The following is a 20,520-nucleotide window of genomic DNA, read 5'->3' as shown; positions in this document are numbered from 1 at the left end:
TGACGTTTACCTGCCTTGCGAATTACTTCGCCAGTCGTGCCCGTGCCCGCTCAATCGCTGCCCGCACCTGATTCGGCGCGGTGCCGCCGATGTGGCTACGCGAGGCCAGCGAGCCTTCGACGGTCAGCACGGCGTAGATGTCCTCGCCGATCTTCTCGCCAGCGCCGGCCACATGGGCCATGCAGGCGCGCAGCTCATCGATGGACATGTGTGGCAGCTCGCCGCCCTTGATTTCGGCGGCGCGCACCGCCAGCGCCACGGCTTCGTGCGCGTCGCGGAAGGCCAGACCTTTTTTGACCAGATAGTCGGCCAGATCCGTCGCTGTGGCGAAGCCCAGACTCAGCGCCTGCAGCATGTTGTCCGGCTTGACCTTGATGCCGGTGATCATGTCGGCATAAATGCGCAGGGTGTCGATCAGGGTGTCGGCAGCATCAAACAAGGGTTCCTTATCTTCCTGATTGTCCTTGTTGTAGGCCAGCGGCTGGCCTTTCATCAGGGTCAGCAGGGCGATCAGGTGGCCATTCACGCGGCCGGTCTTGCCGCGCACCAGCTCGGGCACGTCCGGGTTTTTCTTTTGCGGCATGATGCTGCTGCCGGTGGTGAAGCGGTCGGCCAGATCGATGAAGCCGAAACGCGGGCTCATCCACAGGATCAGCTCTTCGGACAGGCGTGACAGATGCATCATCGTCGTCGCCACGGCGGCGCAGAATTCGATGGCGAAATCGCGATCCGACACCGCGTCCAGCGAGTTCTCGCAGACTTCGTCGAAGCCCAGTTCGCGCGCTACGAATTCGCGGTCAATCGGATAGCTGGTGCCGGCCAGCGCAGCGCTGCCCAGCGGCAGGCGATTGGTGCGGCGGCGCACATCGGCGAAGCGCTCGGCATCGCGCCGGGTCATCTCGTAATAGGCCATCAGGTGGTGGCCGAAGGTCACCGGCTGGGCGATCTGCAAGTGGGTGTGGCCCGGCAGCGGCGTGGCCGCATGCAGCTCGGCCAGATCCAGTACGTTCTTCTGAAAGTCGCCAATCAGCACGAGGATCGAATCGATGGCGTCGCGCAGCCACAGACGGATGTCGGTGGCAACCTGATCATTGCGTGAGCGGCCGGTGTGCAGGCGCTTGCCTGCGTCACCGATCAGCGCGGTGAGGCGCTGCTCGATGTTCATGTGCACGTCTTCACCGTCCAGCGTCCAGACGAATTCGCCGCGTTCGATTTCGCCGATGATCTGCGCCATGCCGCGTTCAATATCGGACAAGTCCTGATTGCCAATGATGTTTTGTTTTGCGAGCATCCGGGCGTGTGCCAATGAGCCGCGGATATCTTGCGCGGCCATGCGGCAATCGAAGAATACGGAAGCGGTATAACGCTTGACCAGATCGGAGACGGGTTCGGAGAAGCGCCCGGACCAGGCGCCGGAAGCGTTACCGGAGGATTTATCAGTCATAATCTGCAGATTGGCTCATCAAAGACGGATTCGGGCGGAGTACCACGGACAGGGACATGGCGGGCACACCGGGGAAGACGACAAGTATAAAGCAAGCGAAGGAACGCTCAGCGATTCCGGCCGGCCTACGCGTGCTGGTGCCGGATTTTCGCAATCTCGGCGCGGTACTGCGGGTGCTGGCCTTTGGCAATCTGCTGATCATCTTTACCGTGCTGATCCGCATCCCGCACCTGCGCGAATTCGGCTATCACCTGACCGTAATGCTGGGGCGTGCCGAGCTGCCCCTGATGGCGCTGGCCGGGCTGCTCTACTGGCTCGGGCCCTGGCTCAATCGCCTGAGCTGGCGCGATCTGTCCCTGATCACCGGCTGCATGGCGCTGGCGCTGGCCATTATCTTCCAGACCTGGATTCTGCCTTCCGTCGATAGCGATGCCTATCTGCGCGGCTTGATGTGGGCGCTGGGCAGTTCGATGGCGGTGCTCACCTATTTTCGCTGGCACCAGATCTCGCAGATGCCGGCCCTGGGCGAGGCGCGCATCCTCGCGCTGACCGCGCGCATCCGTCCGCACTTCTTCTTCAATTGTCTCAACGGCGTGCTCGGCGTGATGCGCTCCGACCCGAAGCGCGCCGAACAGGCACTGGAAGCGATGGCCGAATTGTTCCGCGAGCTGATGCGCGACAGCCGCGAGTTAGTCCAACTATGTGACGAAATCGAGCTGTGCAATCGCTATCTCGAACTTGAGCGCCTGCGCCTCGGCGAGCGCCTGAATGTGAAGTGGGAACTCAAGCACGCGCCGCTCAACGCCCAAGTTCCGCCGTTCATGCTGCAACCACTACTGGAGAATGCGGTATTTCACGGTATAGAACCCAACCCGGAGCCGGGACGCATTCTGGTGCGTATCATCCGGCGCGGGAACATGCTCGACATGCGCATCAGTAACCCACTCAATCCCGGTGGTGAGCGACGCACAAGCGGCAACCGCATGGCCATGAATAACATCCGGGAAAGACTGGCACTGTTTTTTGATATGGAAGCGACGCTGAACACCGAAGAGCAAGACGGTGAATTCAGAGTGCGCGTCCGCATACCGCTGCGAAAAGAGGAGAAGTGATGGAAACGAGCCAGCTGGCAATCCTGATTGTGGATGACGAAGCCCCCGCACGTGAGCGCCTGCGCGACCTGCTCGGTGACATCGTTGCTGAACAGCCCAACCGCGTCATCGGCATGGTCGGCAACGGCCTTGAAGCCCTGCGCCTGCTGGAAACCACCCCGGTGGATCTGGTTCTGGTCGATATCCGCATGCCGGCCATGGACGGCATCGAATTCGCCCAGCATGCCAACCTGCTCAAGCCGCCGCCGCCGATCATCTTCGTCACCGCCTATGACGAACATGCTGTGCAGGCTTTCGAGCTGAATGCCATCGATTACCTGCTCAAGCCCGTGCGTGCCGACCGCCTCGCCGGCGCCCTGCAGAAAGCCCGTCACGCCACGCCGGTCGCGCGTGAAAGCCTCGACACCATCGCCGAGCCGCGCCGTCACCTGACTTGCAGCGAACGCGGCAAGATCCACCTGATCCCGATCGGCGACGTGCTGTATCTGAAGGCCGAACTCAAATACGTCACCGCCCGCACCGCCGCACGCGAATACCTGCTCGAAGAATCCCTCGTGCAACTCGAACAGGAATTCGCCGAACGCTTCGTGCGCATCCACCGCAACTGCCTCGCCTCGCGTGCCGCCGTGGTTGGCTTCGAACGCTCGGTGGGCGAGGATGGTGGCGAAGGCTACTGGAGCGTGCGTTTGAATGGCTTGGATGAATTGCTGCCGATCAGCCGGCGGCAGTGGGCGAACGTCCGCGCAGTCCTCGGCGACTGAAAAATCGGCATAAGCCTACTACGCGGGCCGATCTCGAAGCTCCGGTGCTCAACGTACTCGCGTACGCCTCCGCGCCTCGCTTCGACCTCGGCCCGCTCGCTACGGCTTCTGCTCGATTTTGGGCTTGGGTGGGTAATTCATTTGGCACGATCAAGGCGGATGGGTTTTGAGTTTAGAGTTAGGACTCCATGTGAAACGTACATCCAATTTCAGACTCAAGGTACTGCACGCGCTGTCCGCGTTGATTGCGGATGAGGATCGCGAGCTACTAAAGTTTCGTCGCCGCAATTCGGCGCTAAAATTTTTTGGACTACTTTTTGTTGCGGCGTCTCTTCTAGAATCTTTTGAGCCCCACTGGCCCTTGCCTTTTATTTCCGCAGTAGGTATTGCCGGCGGAGTTTTTTGCGGGCTTAGTGTTTTGTTTTATTCGGCTCTTGCGCAATGGTCCGTCATTAAGCCGTTCCTTAATGCGCAAGCCATTGAAAAAGCAACGCGCGAAATCGAGCTCTAACGGCATATGGATTTCCAACAGTTGGTCACGAGTGCGTTTGAAGCATTCTCCGGGTATGAGAAACCGGCGCATTCAACAAACCACCAACACTGTGGCGAGTGTGCGGAATATGATGAATTGCTATCTGAGATTCTGCGGCAAGACCTTTCAATAGAGCAGATCGGTACTGATTGTTGGGGGCCAATTTCTTTTCTTACGCCTGAAGCAATGGCCTATTACATGCCACGATTAATTGAACTGGCTGCCTCTGGTGTCGACGGCAAAGATAGAGACCCTTACTATATTCAGTTCATAAATTCAGTGAGCGCAGGTCCGTCAGATCGTCAATATGGACTGTTCGGCCTGGCGCAAAACAAGGCTGTTGCATGTGGTTTGTCGTTCATTAAAGAGAACTACTACGAAGGTATATGTGCTCATTGTTGGGAAGATGAGCTCGAAAAATCGCTTATAGACTGGTCGAGGCGGTAAACCGGAATAACGCGTAAGGTAAAAAAGGTGGGTTCGCGAAGTAAGTCACTACGCTTCGTCGCTTGCCCATGGTGGGTTGTCGCTGTGCTCCGAACCCACCCTACGAGACCCGCACCCCGCTTGCCTGCTGGCGGGGCATGCCCGAAGAGCCTTATCCCGCGCGGCTCTCCGGTAGGCCTGTTTTTTCAGGCGGCAGACTCCGCGCGGATCAGCCACAATGAGCCAATAGTCTTTCCAATCTCTCAGGATCTGCATGCTCCAGCCGCCCGCCATCATTGATGTGGAAGCTTCCGGTTTCGGGCCGGGCAGCTATCCGATTGAGGTCGGTTGTGCCTTGCCGGATGGGCGTACTTACTGTGCGCTGATCCAGCCGGTGGCGGAGTGGACGCACTGGGATCCGGCGGCCGAGGCGGTGCATGGCATCAGCCGCGAAGCCTTGCAGACGCACGGTTTGCCGCCGCTCTCGGTGGCTATTCGGCTGAATACGCTGCTGCGCGGGCAGACGGTGTATTGCGACGCCTGGGCGCACGACTATTCCTGGCTGGCCACCCTGCACGAGGCGGCGGGCGTGCCGCCGGCCTATCGCCTTGATCATCTCGTACGGATCACGCCCGATATCGAAGCCTGCCAATGGAATCTCATCCGTGAAGACGTGGAGAAAAGCCTCAAAGTGCGCCGCCATCGCGCCAGCGTCGATGCACGGGTGCTGCAGATGACCTGGATGTGTGTTATTTCAGGACTGAGTGCTGAGCGGCCGCCTGCGGCGGAGTACTGAGCGGCCGCCTTCGGCGGAGTGCCGAGTTCTGAGGATTGAGTGCTGAGTGGGCGTGCTCGTAGAGCTTGGCCCAGAAAAACTCTTCGTGACGGTATGTTGTAGAGGCACTATGGGCGAGATCCTACGGGACATGCTCGCGGAGTCGTCTCCATATTGCCTTTCCGCCACCACCGCCCGAAGACCCAATACGGGCGCGCTTCTGCAAGCAAGCACACTCAGTACTCAGCACTCAGCACTCAGCACTTCTTTTTTGCTCGTGGATGCGCAGCGTCATAAACCTTGGCCAGGTGCTGGAAATCCAGATGGGTGTAGACCTGCGTGCTGCGGATGCTGGCGTGGCCGAGCAGTTCCTGGACGGCGCGCAGATCACCGCTGGACTGGAGCATGTGCGAGGCGAAGCTGTGACGCAGCATGTGGGGATGGACGTGCTGCGGCGCGCCTTTCTCGCGAGCCCAGCGCGCCAGACGGGCGCGGATGGCGCCGTGCGAGAGGCGGCAGCCGCGCTGGCTGACGAAGAGCGCGGCTTCCTCGGGCGCGGCCAGGGTGGCACGCACGGCCAGCCATTCGCCAAGTGCTTCGAGTGCTTTGCTGCCGACGGGCACGCGCCGCGTCTTGTTGCGTTTGCCGAAGACGGTGACTTCGCCTTCGCTGATGCTGTAAGTGCCGGCCAGATCGAGGCCGGCCAGCTCGGCCAGACGCAGGCCGGAGGAGTAGAAGAGTTCAAACACAGCCAGATCGCGTACTTCCAGCACATCGTCCGGCAGGGCGTTCAGCAGGGCGCCAGCGGCGTCGACTGACAAAGCCTTGGGCAGCGGCTTGCCGGCCTTGGGCGGGCGGATGCCGAGCACCGGATTGGCCTCGCACAGGCTGCGCGCCAGCATCCAGCGGAACAGGCCGCGCCAGGCCGAGAGCGTGCGCGCAATCGAGCGCGCTTCCAGCCCGCCGGCGTGCAGCTTGGCGGCGAAACGGCGAATGTCGGCAGGTTTGAGTTCGATCAGCGAACGGCCAGCGGAGAGCGCGTGCAGCTTGCCCAGATCGCGCTGATAGCTGATCAGCGTGTGCGGGCTGGCGCGGCGTTGGTGGGCGAGGTAGTCGAGCCAGATCAGTGCTTCCGGAGGAAGCGGGTTCTGAGTGCTGAGTGCTGAGTGCTGAGGGGGAGGCGTGGAGGTTTTGGGCGTCATCTCGATCCTTGTTTCATCTGCCGAGCGAAAACAAGCGAACCGGCAAAAGGAGCCGCTTTTTCTCAGTACTCAGCACTCAGAACCCAGCACTGTCTTACCCAATTTGTTTTAAAACCGCCGCCCCCACCATGTCGCCGATGCGCTCGACATACATGGTGCCCATTTCGGGGAAGAAGCGTTGTGGGTCTTCCGAGCCGAGTGCCAGCATGCCGAAGATCTGGGCGTCGCGGCGCAGCGGGATCAGGGCCATTGATCGTAGATGATCTGCGGCTTCGCCGAACCAGGTCAGGATCTCTCCATGCTGTGCGGCCGGGCCACAGTAAGGCTGGCGCAGATCGGCGGCGTAGAAACGCAGCTCTTCGCTGACTTCGATGAACTCCGGCACCGGGCGCTTGAGGATGCTGTTCCAGATCCGCAGCGCTACGTGCGGCACGGCAAAGTCTTCCTGCAGGTGGTTGTAGACCGCGAAATTCACGCTCTCGAAATCCTCGGCCAGCAGCAGCGACAGGGTCAGGCGATGAACCTTTTCTGCAATGACATCGTTCTCTTCGCCGAAACTCACCAGCTCGGCCAGCTTGCCCTGCACCTGGGCGAGCTTTTCGCGCAGGGTCAGCAACTGACGCTCGGTCAGCGAAATTGCTTGCCCGTTGAGCGGATGAGGTACGGTCAGCTGGTTGAGCATCTCCGGATGCTCGTCAAAGAACTCTGGATGGGCGTTGAAGAAGGCGATGATTTCTTGTGCGTGCATGGGGGCTCAATGGAAAAGGTAAAGGGGAGGGGAAAGGAGGCTTAGACCTCTATCTCTCCGTCAAACACGCTGACCGCCGGGCCGGTCATCAGCACGGGTGCGCAGGGGCCGTTCCAGGCAATCGATAGCTCGCCGCCACGCGTTTGTACGCGCACTGGCGATTGCAATAATTCGCGCTGGATGCCAGCCACCACGGCCGCGCAGGCGCCGGTACCGCAGGCCAGGGTTTCGCCCGCGCCGCGTTCGAACACGCGCAGACGGATGTTGTGCTGATCCACCACCTGCATGAAGCCTGCATTGACACGCGCCGGGAAGCGCGGGTGATGCTCGATGCGCGGGCCTTGTTGCTCGACGGGTGCGGTATCCACGTCGGCGACGACCTGCACCGCGTGCGGATTGCCCATCGACACGGCGGTGATCGCCAGCATCTGGCCGGCCACGTCCAACGGCTGCACCACGGCATCGGAATCCGAGACGAAAGGGATGCGCGCTGGCTCGAAAATCGGTACGCCCATGTCCACAGTCACCAGACCGTCTTCGACCAGCCGCGGGCTGATGATGCCGGACTTGGTTTCGACGCGGATCTCGGTCTTGGCGGTGAGCTGCTTGTCGACCACGAAGCGCACGAAACAGCGCGCGCCATTGCCGCACTGTTCCACTTCGCTGCCATCGGCATTGAAGATCCGGTAGCGGAAATCCACGCCCGACTGGGTCGGACGCTCGACGATCAGGAGCTGGTCGCAGCCCACGCCAAAGCGCCGGTCGCCCAGCGTCTTCGCCAGTTCCGGAGTCATTTCGATAGCCTGATTGATCGCGTCGATCACGACGAAGTCATTGCCCAGACCGTGCATTTTGGTGAATTTGAGCTTCATGCCTGCATTATATGGCCGCCTGTGGCGGCAGTGCTGAGGAGAAAAACAGGACTGAGAAAGCAGGACTGAGCAATGAGTGCTGAGTGCTGAGTAGATATTTCCGCCGGCTTCGCCGGCGCAGGGTTGCTTGGGGGGGCTGAATGCTGCGCTTGCCTGTTCGAATAAGCCCTGTGCTACGCGATCATTCTGAAGCGCCGCGCCCAACTTGCTTTTGCAGCATACCTGCCCGAAAACTCAATGCCGGAGCGGCTTTGCAAGCATGCCCACTCAGTACTCAGTACTCAGCACTCAGTCCTCATTGCTCAGGACTCCGCCGCAGGCGGCCCGTCGTCGTCGTCGACCTCTACCAGACAATCATAAAAAGTCGCGCCGCCACCCATGTCAGCCAGCGCCTGCGAGGTTACGGCGTTGGCGTTGCAGCCGTCGCCGGAGAGTTTCTGCCACCAGATCGAAGGCGCACTGACTACGCTCTGACGCACGCCTGGCGCTTCGGTATTCACACGCAGGGTGGCGTGAAAAGCGCCGCGATCATTGAAAATGCGCACGCGCTGGCCGTCTTCAAGCCCGCGGGCGCTGGCGTCCTGAGGGTGCATGTCCAGCCAGGGGCGGCCTTCGGCGTCCTTGAAGCGGGGCAGGTTGGCGAAGCTGGAGTTCAGGAAGTGGCGCGAGGGTGGACTGACGAAAGCCAGCGGAAATTTCGCGGCCAGCTCGGGATTGCTGCGCGGGCCTTCGCGTGGCGGCACGAAATGCGGCAGCGGATCGATGCCCTGCTGGGCGAGCGTGTCGGAATAGAACTCGCATTTGCCGGAAGGTGTGGGGAAGCCGCCCTGGGCAAAGGGAGCAAACGGGGTCGGCACATCGAGGCGTTGCCAGCCTTGAGTGCGCAGGGTGGTCATGTCGATGTTGCCGCTGCGTGGATGACTCTTGCGGAAAGCCTGGGCGCCGATTTCCTCGTCGGATTCGGTAAAGCAGGCTTCGCTGAAGCCCATGCGGTGCGCCAGTTCGCGGAACACCCAGGTATTTGGCCGCGCCTCGCCGAGCGGGGCGATGGCCGGCTCGTTCACCATCACATTCAGATGGCCGTAGGACTTGTGGATGTCCCAGTGCTCCAACTGGCTGGTGGCGGGTAGCAGGATGTCAGCATAGTCGGCCGTATCTGTCTGGAACAACTCGTGCACCACCACGAACAGGTCTTCGCGGGCAAAGCCTGCGCGCACCTTGTTGGAGTCTGGCGCCACCGCGACCGGATTCGAGTTGTACACCATGATCGCGCGGATGGCCGGATCACGGTCTTCGAGCAGCGCATCACCGATACGGCTCATGTTGACGTGACGTGGGGGCAAGCGCTCGTCGTAGGGGTAGAGGTCGGGGCGTTCCAGCGCATGATCGTCGACGCCATAGCTGCCGGAAGTAGACAGCAGGATGCCGCCGTGGGGCGAGCGCCAGTGGCCGGTCAACGCAGGCAGGCAGGCGATTGCACGCATCGCGGCACCACCACCGGCGCAACGGTTGAGGCCGTAATTGACGCGGATCGCGGCGTGGCGGCCGTCTTGACCATATTCGCGCGCGAGCTGTTCGATGGCTGCGGCGGTGAGGCCAGTTTCTGCCGCCGCGCGTTCGGGCGTCCAGTCGTGCACACGGCGCTTCAGCGCGGCGAAGCCGGTGGTGTAGCGGGCGATATAGTCTTCGTCGCAGAGGCCGTCTCGAATCAATACGTGCATGATCGCCAAAGCCAGGGCTGCATCGGTACCGGGGAGTGGGGCGAGATGCCAGTCGGATTTCTCGGCGGTCAGGCTGCGCACCGGGTCGATGCACACCACACGCGCGCCCTTGCGTCGGGCTTCAACGATGCGCGCCCACAGATGCAGGTTGGAGACGACCGGATTGGCGCCCCAGATCAGGATGTAGGGGGCGTTGGCGAAGGCTTCCGGGTCAGTGCCAAGGGTCGCGCCGATACTGGCTTTGTAGCCCTGAAAGCCGGCTTCGGCGCAGATCGTGCGATCCAGAAAACTGGCGCCGAGACGGTGGAAAAAGCGCCGATCCGTCGAGCTGCCCTGCACCAGACCCATGGTGCCGGCGTAGCTGTAGGGCAGGATGCTGCGCGGGTCGGTGGCGGCGAGCTTGGCAAAGCGCTCGGCGATTTCGTCCAGCGCCTCGTCCCAGCTGATGCGGGCAAAGCGGCCTTCGCCCTTTTTGCCGACACGCTTCATCGGATACAGCAGGCGCTGGTCCGAGTAGGTGCGCTCCTCGTAATGTGCCACCTTGGCGCACAAGGTGCCACGCGTGATCGGCACATCGGTAGCACCCTGCACCTTAATGGCCCGACCGTTTTCTACCGTGATCTGCATCGCGCAGCTGTCCGGGCAATCATGCGGACAGACGGCGCGGACGGTGTGGCGATCAGGTGGGAGGCTCATGGCGACCCCGGTTCGCGGCTCAGCGCGCGGAGGCGCCGGTCAGCTCCAGATAGCGTTTGCGGTCAGTGTCAAAGCGCATGCGCAACTGATCGATCTCGTGCTGTTTGGCATTGATGACGGTGCGAATGGCTTCCAGCTCAGAGGTGTTGACCGCAATGTTATCTGCCAGAGTTTTCGGGAAGCTGCCTTTGCTGGGGCGGCTCTTGTCGAGTTTGGCCAGTTGCACCTGCAGATCGGCTTCGCGGGCGCGGGCGGCTTTCAGTTCGCCCTCCACATTGCCTACATCGCGGTCACGCCGCCGATCGAGTTCGCTGACGCTGGCATAGGAGTCGAGGAGCACCTGGTCGCGTCGGCGATCTTCGGCTTCCTTGGCCAGGCGGTCGCGTTGCGCGCGCAGCTCCAGGTTCTTCTTCGCGCGTTGCTCGGCAGTCATGGGGGCTTCGACTTCGCGTACGGTGCGCCCGCCGACGATTTCGACATAGGCACGGTCATAACAAACCTGCGGCAGGCTGTCACCGCAGCTGCGTCGGCCGTTTGCGTCGTTGCAGCAGAAGCTGCGCGTCTGCGCCTGGGCTGTTGCAGCCAGCAGCAGGGTCAGCGGGAGCAGGAGGTGCAGCAGCTTCATTTTCAGCTCACTCCGTAGGTTTGCCGGTAGTTTTGCACGGCGGGCAAAAAGGCGGCAAGGCGTGCGTCAGTCGTGATGAAGCTCATCAGGTCGTCCAGATTCGTCACCGCGATGACAGGCACGTTGAAGGCGTCGCGTACTTCCTGCGCCGCGCTCTTCTCGCCCGTGCCGCGTTCCATGCGGTCAATCGCAATCACCACGCCCGCCAGTTCGGCACCGTTGGCGCGGATGATCTCCACGGATTCACGCACCGAGGTGCCCGCTGATATCACATCATCGACCACGATGACCCGGCCCTTGAGCGGGGCACCGACCAGGGTGCCGCCTTCGCCGTGGTCCTTGGCTTCCTTGCGATTGAAGCAGAAGGGGATGTTGCTGCCTTGCGCGGCCAGTTGCATGGCCGTACCGGCGGCTAGCGGGATGCCTTTGTAAGCGGGACCGAACAGGGTGTCAAAGGCAATGCCGGAGGCGCGGATGGCCTGGGCGTAGTAGTCGCACAGCTCGGCGAAGGACGCTCCGTCATCGAACAGGGCAGTATTGAAAAAGTAGGGCGACAGGCGGCCCGCTTTGGTTTTGAACTCACCAAAGCGCAATGCACCTTTGCGCTCGGCGAGCGCGAGAAAATTGCGGCTAAAATCCACGGTAATCACTGATTTCAAGGAAAACGTCAAGAATGTTACGCGTCATCACCCTTAACCTCAACGGCCTCCGCTCCGCCGCGACCAAAGGTTTCTACGACTGGCTTGCCGCGCAGGATGCGGACATCGTTTGTCTGCAGGAAATCAAGGCACAGGAAGCGGACTTGAGCCCCGCCATGCTCAACCCTGCAGGTTGGCATGCTTACTTCCATTGCGCCGAAAAGAAAGGTTACAGCGGGGTGGCGATTTACGCCCGGCGTCAGCCGGACGCGGTGCTGAGTGGTATCGGCGTGGCCGAGTTTGATGCCGAAGGACGTTACATCCAAGCGGATTTCGACTTGCCGCAGGGCCCGCTGTCAGTGGTCTCCTTGTACCTGCCTTCAGGATCGAGCTCTGAAGAGCGTCAGCAGGCCAAATTCCGTTTCATGCTGGAGTTTGCGCCACGCATGGCCGCACTGCATGCCAGTGGCCGTGAGGTCATCATTTGTGCGGACTGGAATATCGCTCAGCGTGAGATTGATCTGAAAAACTGGAAAAGCAATCAGAAAAACTCGGGCTTTTTGCCCGAGGAGCGCGCATGGCTGAGCACACAGCTGGACGCGGGCTGGGTGGATGCCTATCGGCGCCTGCACCCGGACGCCACAGACGCCTGCTACACATGGTGGAGCAATCGCGGTCAGGCCTGGGCCAAGAATGTTGGTTGGCGTCTGGATTACCAGTTGGCGACGCCGGGGATTGCGGCGCAGGCGTATAGCGCGGCCGTCTTCAAGGATCAGCGGTTTTCGGATCACGCGCCGCTGACCATTGATTACCTGTTTTAGGGGTGTTTTTGCGATGCTTGCAGAGCCGCGCCCAGATTGGCTCTTCAGTGATGTGCGTTGAAGATCGCCTACAGGTGCGGCTCTTCAGGCAGATGTTTTTGAGTGAGGGTTGCCGCCAGCCCGAGCTGCCAGCCTGAGCGCGTCCGAGAACGCTTTCTAGGTTAAAATCGCGCAACTTCACTTGACGGATATGGCCCACGCCATGCCGTTCTTTTTCTCCTTTGTCCTGTTTCCAGATGCGGGCAAAAGGGATCTTCAAGGGTCGCTTGCGACTTTTATGTAAACAGGTTTGCCATGGACACGTTAGAACTGCTGCGCGAATTCATCAAGCGTCGGGTCGTCAACCCTCCGGAAGAGGTGACACTTGAAAGCCGACTCGAAGAGATTGGCGTTGATTCCCTGACCTTGCTTGATCTGATGTTCGACATGGAAGACAAGTACGGTGTGCGCATGCCCGACGACTTGCCGCGCCCGGACACCGTAGGCGACCTGATTGCCATTTTCGAAAAGCTCAAGCCAGCCAGCAATGTCTGAGGCTGCACGCCGCCGGGTGGCGGTGACGGGCTTGGGTGTCGTCAATCCCTTTGGTGGCGACTTGCTGGATTTCTTCGCGCGCCTGATGCGCGGCGAGTCTGCGGTGCGCCTCTATCACCATCCCGCTTCGCCTTCGCCCCTGGCTCAGCCAGCGGTGAGTTGTCCGCATTTCGATGCTGAAGCGGTGTTGGGCCGCCCCTTGGCTGGCGTGTGTGACCGCTACAGTCAGCTTGGCGTGGCTGCCGCGTTTTCCGCTTGGGAGGACGCCGGTCTGCCGCGTCAAAATGGTGGCTCCGATGAATACGGTGTCTCCTGGGGAACCGGTGTGGGCGGCACGCTGACCTTCGAGAGGGGCTACGCGGATTTTTACGTGCACGGCAAAGATCGCGCCCACCCGCTGTCTATCGTGCTTGCCATGAGCAATGCGGCAGCATCGCATGTGGCCATCAATCTCGGTCTGGGCAGCTCCTGTCTGACCTATTCGGTTGCCTGCGCGTCTTCGGCGGTGTCGATTGGTGAAGCCATGCGCCGCATTCAGGCCGGCGAATCCGAGCTGGTGGTCGCAGGCGGTTCGGAAGCGCCTTTGTCTTTCTCTGTCATGCGTGCCTGGGAAGCCATGCGTGTGGTGGGGCAGGGCGATGAAGAGACGGCGTATCGTGCCTGCCGTCCGTTTCAGGTTGGGCGGACTGGTCTGGTCCTTGGCGAAGGCGCTGCCGCACTGGTGCTTGAGGACTGGGAGCATGCCCAGGCCCGTGGCGCACGGATTTACTGCGAGCTGGCCGGCTATGGTCAGAGTTGCGATCACACGCATCTGGTCAAGCCGGATGCTTACGGCCAGACCCGCGCAATGAGGCTGGCCTTGCGTGAAGCCGGCCTGGATGCGAGTGAGGTCGGCTATGTGAATGCCCACGGCACGGCCACCCGCGAGGGCGACCCGACCGAGATCGAAGCCTTGCGTCAGATCTTTGGCGCGCACGCGGAAAACCTGCTGGTCAGTGCCACCAAGTCCATGCATGGTCACCTGCTGGGTGCCACCGGTGCGATGGAGGCTTTGATCACCGTGCTGGCGCTGGCTCGGGGTGAAGTGCCGCCGACGGCGCATCTCGACGAGGTGTCGCCAGACTGCCAGGGCGTGCGTCATGTGATGGGCAAGGGCTTGCGCGGTGTGCCGCTCAAAGCCGCGCTGTCGAACTCCTTTGCCTTTGGCGGCAGCAATGCCGTGCTGGCATTTAAGGCGCTGTCGTGAGTATCCAGCACCCATCCCGCTTGCTCGATCTTCAGGATCTGGCGCCGCGTGATGCGGGCGCCGATTTGCTCGGGTCGGTGCTGTACGGCGTGCCTTTGCTGCAGGACGCCGCCGCCATTGGCGCGCCGCTGCCACTTCTGCCGGCCGGTGGCAGTACCTATACCACCTGGCTTTCGCCTGGGCCTTTCGAGGTAGGACAGTCTGGTGCGCTGAGCTATCGACATAACGCCCAGCTGCTCTTTGGAAGCATCAGCCTGCGTGAAGCCGATTTTGTCTCGCGTGAGGATTGCAGCGCCCTGCAGCAGGTCAGTCAGGCTGCTTATGCGGCGGTCTTCGAGGTTTTGCAGCGCACTGGCTTTCCCTATCTGGCGCGCTGCTGGAATTACCTGCCACGCATCAATCTGGATGGTGGCGGGCTGGAGCGTTACCGCCAGTTCAATATTGGTCGGCAAGATGCCTTCATCGCGGCGAATCAGACCTGGCTGGTGGGTTCGCCTTCGGCCTGTGCGCTGGGCACGGCGTCGGGCGATATCGTCTTGTATTTTCTCGCCTCGCGCTTCGCGCCACAGACGATTGAAAATCCGCGCCAGCTCAGCGCTTATCTGTACCCTGAGCGTTATGGTCCGCGCAGCCCGACTTTCTCGCGCGCCAGTTTACTGACGCTGCCGGGGCAGGAGGTTTTGTTCATCTCCGGGACAGCGAGCATCGTCGGGCACGAGAGCCTGCATCCGGGCGATGTGCGGGCGCAGACTGAAGAGACTTTGCACAATGTTGCGGTAATCGTCGAACAGGCCAATCTGCAGTCGGCGATCAGAGGCTTCTCCTGCCGCGATCTGGTGTTCAAGGTTTTTGTGCGTCATCCGGAGGACATGCCGGCGGTAGCGCAGGTTTTGAACGCCGTGCTGGGTGAGGCGCTGGATGTGATTTACCTGCAGGCAGATATCTGCCGTGCAGAGTTGCTGGTGGAGATCGAGGCCTTTGGCTTTCGGGATGAGGACTTGAAATGAACGCACTTCGCTGCCTGGGTTTGGGTCTTCTGGCGCTGGCCTTGCCTGTGCACGCCGAGCAACTGCCGCGCTGGGAAGTGGGTATGGGCGTGGGTGGCGTGAGCATGCCGGACTATCGCGGCTCGGACGAAACGCGCAATTACCTGCTGCCCTTCCCTTATGTGGCCTATCGCCTGGAATGGCTCAAGGCGGATCGCAACGGCGTGCGCGCCACCCTGTTTGATTCCGACAAGGCGGAATTGAATCTGAGTCTGGGCGCCACGCCGCCGGTACGCAGCAAAAATAACGTCGCGCGCGAAGGCATGCCCGACATCAAGCCGATGATCGAATTCGGCCCCTCGCTGGATTTCAATCTGTGGCGTAACGAGGCGGACAACACCCGCCTTGATCTGCGCTTGCCGCTGCGTGCGGCGATCGAGGCGCGCAGCAATCCGCGCTCCGCGGGCTGGGTGTTCTCGCCCAAACTGAATATCGATTTTGTCGGACTGGGCATGCCAGCCGGATCGAAAGAAGGCTGGAACCTCGGTCTGGTGGCTGGGCCGATGTTTGCGGATCGGCGTCAGAATGCCTATTTCTATACGGTTGACGAGGAATATGCGCGCGCCGACCGCCCGGCTTACCAGGCCCGCAGTGGGTATGCCGGGATGCAGTTCCTGACCTCTTTGTCGCGTAAATTCGGCAAGACCTGGGTCGGCGCCTATGCGCGTTATGACAATTTGCATGGGGCTGTGTTCGAGAACAGCCCGCTGGTCAAACGCTCTTCGTATATCACCTACGGTTTCGGCGTGACCTGGTCTTTCCTCCAGTCATCCGAACTGGTTGATGTGGGCGACAACTGAGCATCATGAAGTTGTCCTGTATTTTCGCACCCCTGCGCCACGCGCATTCCTGGCTCGCGCTGCGCCTTGGCTTGAGCTCGCTGGCCATCGGCTGTGTGTTGTGGACATTGGCGGCGCTGCCACTCGTCTATCTCGTGCGCGGTCGGCGTGGTGTCTGGTTGGGGCGTTGGGTCGCCTGTCTGGGTTTCCGGCTCTATATCGGCTGGCTGGGGTTCATCGGTGTCGGGCGGTTTGACATCAAGGCGCTGGATGCGCTGCGCGATGCCGGCCCGCTGATCATTGCCCCGAATCACCCGGGCCTGCTGGATGCCTTGATGGTGATTTCGCGCCTGCCGAATGTTGCTTGTGTGCTCAAGGCGAGCCTGCTCGACAATATCCTGTGGGGTGCCGGATCGCGTCTGGCCGGCTATGTGCGCAACGACTGGTTCATCGGTTCGATCAACCTGGCTGTGGCCGAGTTGAAACAAGGCAGTCAGTTGCTGCTGTTTCCTGAAGGGACGCGCACGGAACAAGCGCCGGAATTGAACAATTTTCGGGCCGGTATGGCCTATGTGGCGCATCGCGCCGGGGTGCCGATCCAGACCGTGTTCATCGAACAGGATACAAATTTTCTCGGCAAGGGCTGGCCGCTGTTCAAGCGCCCGGATATGCCCATGCGCTTTCGTATCCGTCTCGGCCAGCGTTTTGACGCGCCCGCCAATCCCGAAGTTTTTACGCGCACGCTGCAAGAGTATTTTGCGGCTGAACTGAACTCTGCAAGCCCTGCTGCATAAGCCATGCCCATCGCTTCCTCTACTCACCTTGTTCTGATCCCCAGCTACAACCCCGGCGCCACGGTGTTTGACACGGTGCGTGCGGCGCGCGCCCAGTGGAGTCCGGTGTGGGTGGTGGTCGACGGCAGTACAGATGGCTCGACAGAAGCCTTGATGACGCTCACCGTCGCAGATGCAGGTTTGCGTGTGCTGGTGCTGCCCGAAAACCGTGGCAAGGGCGCCGCTGTGTTGCACGGGCTGGATGAAGCTGTGCAACTGGGCTTCACTCACGTCTTGTGCATGGATTCGGATGGCCAGCATCCCGCCGAACTGATCCCGTTATTTATGGCGGCCTCACAGGCACAGCCTGCCGCGATGGTTCTCGGCGTGCCCGTGTTTGATGCCAGCGCCCCGGCGCTGCGTGTGCAGGGCCGCAAGATTTCCAACTGGTGGGCCAATCTCGAAACATTGTGGAGCGGCATCGGCGATTCGCTGTATGGCTTCCGCATTTATCCGGTCGCCCCGCTGCGCGCGGTGATGCGTGGCCAGCGCTGGATGCGACGCTTCGATTTCGATCCCGAAGCCGTCGTGCGCCTGGCCTGGCGCGGTGTACGCCCGATCAACCTGCCCGCCCCGGTCAAATACCTCAGCGCAGCCGAAGGCGGCGTCTCTCACTTCAATTACTGGCGGGATAACCGCCTGCTTACCTGGATGCACACGCGGCTGATGTTCGGCTTTATCCTGCGTCTGCCCCTGCTTGTTTTTCGCAAACTTACCGGAACGCTCTCATGACCGCCGCCCCCGAAAAAATCGCCGCCGCTCAAGCCCCCCACGTCCCGCTTACCGACTACTACGCCGACGAGCAGGCGCGGCTTGGTTTCGTGCGCGAGATGTTCGACAGCACTGCTGAAGACTATGACCGAATGGAGCACATTCTCGGCTTCGGCACCGGTGTTCAGTACCGCAGCGAAGCACTGGAGCGCGCCGGCCTCAAATCCGGCATGCGTATCGTCGACGTTGGTGTGGGCACCGGTCTGGTCGCGCGCGGTGCGGCGCAAATCGTCGGAGACGCCACGCTGGTTACCGGCGTTGATCCCAGCCCCGGCATGATGGCCAATGCCAAGGTGCCGACGGGCGTGACGCTGGTCGAAGGTCGCGCCGAAACCATCCCCTTCCCGGATGCGCATTTCGACTTCCTCAGCATGGGCTACGCCCTGCGCCACATCAGTGATCTATCGGTGGCCTTCAGCGAATTCAATCGCGTCCTGAAGCCAGGCGCCAAGTTGTGCTTGCTGGAGATCACCTGCCCCGAAAGCGCCTGGGGCAAGTTCCTGCTCAAGATCTACATGAAAGGCTTCGTGCCCTTGCTGGCGCTGGTCGTCGGCCGCAAGCAGAACACCCGCCAGCTCTGGCGTTATTACTGGGACACTATCGAAGCCTGCGTGCCGCCCAAGCAAGTCGTCGCCACGCTGGAAGCGGCCGGGTTCACGAATGTACGCCGGCATATCGAGCACAAGGGCCTGAGTATTCTGGCTGAATATCAGGCCACCAAGCCGGAGTAGGTTGGTTCGCAAGTCGCAAGTCGCAAGTCGCAAGTAAAACCGCCCGCCAGATCGACTCTGGCGGGCGTTTTTACGAAGAGGGTCTGGCTCAGAAGCGCACTGCAATGCCGGCCGACAGCAGGCCATAGTCCACGGTTTTGGAAACTTCCTCCCCGGCGTTGTCATATGCCCGGTATTTTGTGCCTCCAAAGTGTTCATAGCTGGCGCGCAGCCGCAAGTTTTTGGTCATGTCCCAGTGTGCGCCCAAGGCAAGCACGCCAGTCGTACTGACGTTCGTTGTGTCGGATACGTTGCCACAGTTGAGCGTGCAGTGAAATGTCTGCGACACCCTGGCGATACCGAGTTTTCCGTCCAGACCAATGCTGTCGGTGAGTGGTACGGTTCCAACCACACCCAATGAGTAGGCCTTTGCCTTCAGGGAGAGTTGGAGGTCATAGCCATAGTTGGCGCCCCGGAATTCATAGGTTCCCAGATCGACATAATCAGCTTCAAGCGCGACAAACTTGTTGAATGCATATCCACCATAGAGCTGGAAGCCGATATCGTTCTTCTCCCTCTTGCTCGTGGAGTCGTGAATGAACGATTGCTCAAGCCGCTCGGCTGCATTCGAACGCGTCATCCCGCCACCGATCCCCAGATAGACCTCAGCCGAGGCGACCGAACTCAGCAACATCAGGCTGGCAGTTGCCAGCGCAAATTTCAAGTGTTTCAAAACCAGACTCCCCAATTGTTTTGTGCAGGGCGTGATGCCGATGCGGCTCGCATTGTAGTGGCTGGCTTAGGCGTGGTTGTTGCGTCAAGACAGAGGATTGCTTGCTTGCCCGTAAGGGTAGTTTAACGAGCGTATAAAGGCTTCATGCGGCCTGTACGTCGCAAGTCGCAAGTCGCAAGTCGCAAGTCGCAAGTAAAACCGCCCGCCAGTTTGCACGGGCGGGCGGTTTTTACATTAATGGCATGGGTGTCTGAAGAGCCGCCACCCGCTTTCCTGTGCGGCATGCCTGCTTGTAGAAGCAGGCTGGGTGCGGCTCTTCGGGGTGTGCTGTTTAAAGGCTGTACCAGGCATCCACCAATTCGCCGGCTGAGGCTTCCTTGATCTCGGCTTGGGCACGGATCCAGTCCAGCAGCACCTGGCGATCTTCTGCGCTGACCGAGCCGGGGCCGTCGGTGCATACGAAGGCGTCGGTTTCAGTCAGCGGAAAGCTGCCGCCAAGGCCGACGGCCATCAGATCGCGTGATTCGACGAGGCTCAGAAAACCATCCCACAGCGGCAGATAAGCTTCGGCGCTGATCGGCGTGGCGAAGACCAGCTTCAGTTCGAAACCCATCTCCTGCCATTCGCCGACGCGAAGTTTCTTGCGCTGACGGGGGTTCAGGTTGCGCAGCCAGGTGGCGGAAGGGGCGGGGCGGTTGGTCATGCAGAGATTCCTTGTGGTGACGACGAAATACGTTCGAGCGGAGCGCAGTCTATCGTGTTGTGGGGCTCAGACCATGCCGCCGTTGATCGAAATGACTTGGCCCGTAATGTAGGCGGCCGCGTCGGAGGCGAGGAAGGCGACCAGTTCGGCGACCTCTTCAGGCTGGCCGGCGCGTTTCATCGGCACCAGCTGTTTGATCGTAGCCTCGTCGAACACGTCTTCTGTCATATCAGAGGTGATGATGCCCGGCGCCACGGCATTCACCGTGATGGCGCGGCTGGCGAGTTCCAGCGCCAGGGATTTCGTCGCTGCGTGCAGCGCGCCCTTGGCTGCGGCGTAGTTCACCTGACCACGGTTGCCGGTGATGCCGGCAATTGACGAGATGGTGATGATGCGGCCCCAGCGCGAGCGGATCATCGGCATGGTGAGCGGCTGGGTCACATTGAAGAAACCGTTGAGCGACACGTCGATGACGCTGTCCCATTGCGCGCGGCTCATGCCGGGGAAGACTGCGTCATCGTGAATGCCGGCGTTGTTGACCAGCACCTGAATCGGGCCTGCCTCAAGAATGGCTTCCAGCGCGGCCTGCGTGGCAGGGCCGTCGCAAACGTCGAACTGGCGTGCCTCTGCGGAGTGACCGGCTGCACACAGACTACTGCTAAGGCTCTGCGCGGCGGCGAGATTCTTGTTGGCGTGGATGATGACGTGCAGGCCGGATTCGGCCAGCTTGCGGCAGATCGCAGCGCCGATGGCGCCGCTGCCGCCGGTGACGAGGGCGCGTTTCATGTTTGG

General features: G+C 61.0%; 23 protein-coding genes. 13 read left to right on the top strand and 10 right to left on the bottom strand.

From position 1 onward, the window contains the following. Positions 1 to 22: 22 nt before the first annotated feature. Positions 23 to 1,444, bottom strand: coding sequence for an argininosuccinate lyase (argH, locus tag ABXR19_RS02830; protein WP_354599566.1), 1,422 nt, complete (start codon positions 1,442 to 1,444; stop codon positions 23 to 25). A gap of 56 nt (positions 1,445 to 1,500) precedes the next feature. Here argH and ABXR19_RS02825 point away from each other — a divergent pair, with 56 nt between their 5' ends. The 5 genes from ABXR19_RS02825 (at position 1,501) to ABXR19_RS02805 (ending at position 5,071) form a co-directional block, all read left to right on the top strand. Next, positions 1,501 to 2,556: a sensor histidine kinase gene (locus tag ABXR19_RS02825; RefSeq protein WP_354599565.1), complete on the top strand. Its 1,056-nt coding sequence runs from the start codon at positions 1,501 to 1,503 to the stop codon at positions 2,554 to 2,556. After that, entirely contained in the window at positions 2,556 to 3,317 is a 762-nt protein-coding gene (locus tag ABXR19_RS02820) for a LytR/AlgR family response regulator transcription factor (RefSeq protein WP_354599564.1), read from the top strand. Before ABXR19_RS02825 ends, ABXR19_RS02820 begins: the two co-directional genes overlap by 1 nt. A gap of 190 nt (positions 3,318 to 3,507) precedes the next feature. Continuing rightward, positions 3,508 to 3,828, top strand: a complete 321-nt coding sequence (locus ABXR19_RS02815) for a hypothetical protein (protein ID WP_354599563.1) — start codon at positions 3,508 to 3,510, stop codon at positions 3,826 to 3,828. A 6-nt stretch (positions 3,829 to 3,834) separates the two neighbouring features. Continuing rightward, entirely contained in the window at positions 3,835 to 4,296 is a 462-nt protein-coding gene (locus ABXR19_RS02810; RefSeq protein WP_354599562.1) for a hypothetical protein, read from the top strand. A gap of 253 nt (positions 4,297 to 4,549) precedes the next feature. Beyond that, a complete protein-coding gene (locus ABXR19_RS02805; protein WP_354599561.1) occupies positions 4,550 to 5,071 on the top strand; it encodes a 3'-5' exonuclease in 522 nt (173 codons plus the stop codon). Positions 5,072 to 5,307: 236 nt separating this feature from the next. Here ABXR19_RS02805 and xerC read toward each other — a convergent pair whose 3' ends face one another. From xerC to pyrE, 6 genes are all read right to left on the bottom strand, one after another. After that, the gene (gene xerC, locus ABXR19_RS02800) at positions 5,308 to 6,252 is read right to left on the bottom strand and encodes a tyrosine recombinase XerC (protein ID WP_354599560.1); all 945 of its coding nucleotides are present in this window, start codon (positions 6,250 to 6,252) and stop codon (positions 5,308 to 5,310) included. 94 nt (positions 6,253 to 6,346) lie between these two features. Continuing rightward, positions 6,347 to 7,000 carry a DUF484 family protein gene (locus ABXR19_RS02795; protein ID WP_354599559.1) on the bottom strand — a complete coding sequence of 218 codons (654 nt, stop codon included), beginning with the start codon at positions 6,998 to 7,000 and terminating at the stop codon, positions 6,347 to 6,349. 41 nt (positions 7,001 to 7,041) lie between these two features. Further along, positions 7,042 to 7,872 (bottom strand): diaminopimelate epimerase, encoded by an 831-nt coding sequence (gene dapF / locus ABXR19_RS02790; RefSeq protein ID WP_354599558.1) that lies wholly within the window; start codon positions 7,870 to 7,872, stop codon positions 7,042 to 7,044. 302 nt (positions 7,873 to 8,174) lie between these two features. Then, entirely contained in the window at positions 8,175 to 10,289 is a 2,115-nt protein-coding gene (locus tag ABXR19_RS02785) for a molybdopterin-containing oxidoreductase family protein (protein ID WP_354599557.1), read from the bottom strand. Positions 10,290 to 10,308: 19 nt separating this feature from the next. Continuing rightward, complete coding sequence (locus ABXR19_RS02780; protein WP_354599556.1) at positions 10,309 to 10,914, bottom strand: hypothetical protein; 606 nt, start codon at positions 10,912 to 10,914, stop codon at positions 10,309 to 10,311. A 2-nt stretch (positions 10,915 to 10,916) separates the two neighbouring features. Further along, positions 10,917 to 11,555: an orotate phosphoribosyltransferase gene (gene pyrE / locus ABXR19_RS02775; protein WP_354599666.1), complete on the bottom strand. Its 639-nt coding sequence runs from the start codon at positions 11,553 to 11,555 to the stop codon at positions 10,917 to 10,919. Positions 11,556 to 11,587: 32 nt separating this feature from the next. Here pyrE and ABXR19_RS02770 point away from each other — a divergent pair, with 32 nt between their 5' ends. From ABXR19_RS02770 to ABXR19_RS02735, 8 genes are all read left to right on the top strand, one after another. After that, positions 11,588 to 12,373 (top strand): exodeoxyribonuclease III, encoded by a 786-nt coding sequence (locus ABXR19_RS02770; RefSeq protein WP_354599555.1) that lies wholly within the window; start codon positions 11,588 to 11,590, stop codon positions 12,371 to 12,373. A gap of 294 nt (positions 12,374 to 12,667) precedes the next feature. After that, complete coding sequence (locus ABXR19_RS02765; protein ID WP_354599554.1) at positions 12,668 to 12,907, top strand: acyl carrier protein; 240 nt, start codon at positions 12,668 to 12,670, stop codon at positions 12,905 to 12,907. Continuing rightward, complete coding sequence (locus ABXR19_RS02760; RefSeq protein ID WP_354599553.1) at positions 12,900 to 14,153, top strand: beta-ketoacyl-[acyl-carrier-protein] synthase family protein; 1,254 nt, start codon at positions 12,900 to 12,902, stop codon at positions 14,151 to 14,153. The genes ABXR19_RS02765 and ABXR19_RS02760 overlap by 8 nt, the downstream gene beginning before the upstream one ends. Next, entirely contained in the window at positions 14,150 to 15,160 is a 1,011-nt protein-coding gene (locus tag ABXR19_RS02755) for a chorismate transformation FkbO/Hyg5 family protein (RefSeq protein WP_354599552.1), read from the top strand. The genes ABXR19_RS02760 and ABXR19_RS02755 overlap by 4 nt, the downstream gene beginning before the upstream one ends. Then, complete coding sequence (locus ABXR19_RS02750; protein WP_354599551.1) at positions 15,157 to 15,999, top strand: MipA/OmpV family protein; 843 nt, start codon at positions 15,157 to 15,159, stop codon at positions 15,997 to 15,999. Before ABXR19_RS02755 ends, ABXR19_RS02750 begins: the two co-directional genes overlap by 4 nt. Positions 16,000 to 16,004: 5 nt before the next feature. After that, positions 16,005 to 16,772 carry a lysophospholipid acyltransferase family protein gene (locus tag ABXR19_RS02745; RefSeq protein WP_354599550.1) on the top strand — a complete coding sequence of 256 codons (768 nt, stop codon included), beginning with the start codon at positions 16,005 to 16,007 and terminating at the stop codon, positions 16,770 to 16,772. 3 nt (positions 16,773 to 16,775) lie between these two features. After that, a complete protein-coding gene (locus ABXR19_RS02740; protein WP_354599549.1) occupies positions 16,776 to 17,543 on the top strand; it encodes a glycosyltransferase family 2 protein in 768 nt (255 codons plus the stop codon). Beyond that, entirely contained in the window at positions 17,540 to 18,313 is a 774-nt protein-coding gene (locus tag ABXR19_RS02735) for a class I SAM-dependent methyltransferase (protein ID WP_354599548.1), read from the top strand. Before ABXR19_RS02740 ends, ABXR19_RS02735 begins: the two co-directional genes overlap by 4 nt. An 88-nt stretch (positions 18,314 to 18,401) precedes the next feature. On the opposite strand, the gene ABXR19_RS02730 is transcribed toward ABXR19_RS02735, so the two are convergent. The 3 genes from ABXR19_RS02730 to fabG form a co-directional block, all read right to left on the bottom strand. Continuing rightward, positions 18,402 to 19,025, bottom strand: a complete 624-nt coding sequence (locus tag ABXR19_RS02730; RefSeq protein WP_354599547.1) for an outer membrane beta-barrel protein — start codon at positions 19,023 to 19,025, stop codon at positions 18,402 to 18,404. A gap of 331 nt (positions 19,026 to 19,356) precedes the next feature. Beyond that, complete coding sequence (locus ABXR19_RS02725; protein WP_354599546.1) at positions 19,357 to 19,728, bottom strand: YggL family protein; 372 nt, start codon at positions 19,726 to 19,728, stop codon at positions 19,357 to 19,359. A gap of 66 nt (positions 19,729 to 19,794) precedes the next feature. Beyond that, entirely contained in the window at positions 19,795 to 20,514 is a 720-nt protein-coding gene (fabG, locus tag ABXR19_RS02720) for a 3-oxoacyl-ACP reductase FabG (RefSeq protein ID WP_354599545.1), read from the bottom strand. Positions 20,515 to 20,520 lie beyond the last annotated feature (6 nt).

Origin of the sequence: Uliginosibacterium flavum, from assembly GCF_040566545.1 — a bacterium.
GTDB classification, from domain to species: Bacteria; Pseudomonadota; Gammaproteobacteria; order Burkholderiales; family Rhodocyclaceae; genus Uliginosibacterium; species Uliginosibacterium flavum.
Note: the sequence above shows the minus strand (reverse complement) of the source record. Positions and strands in the feature narration are given on the sequence as shown.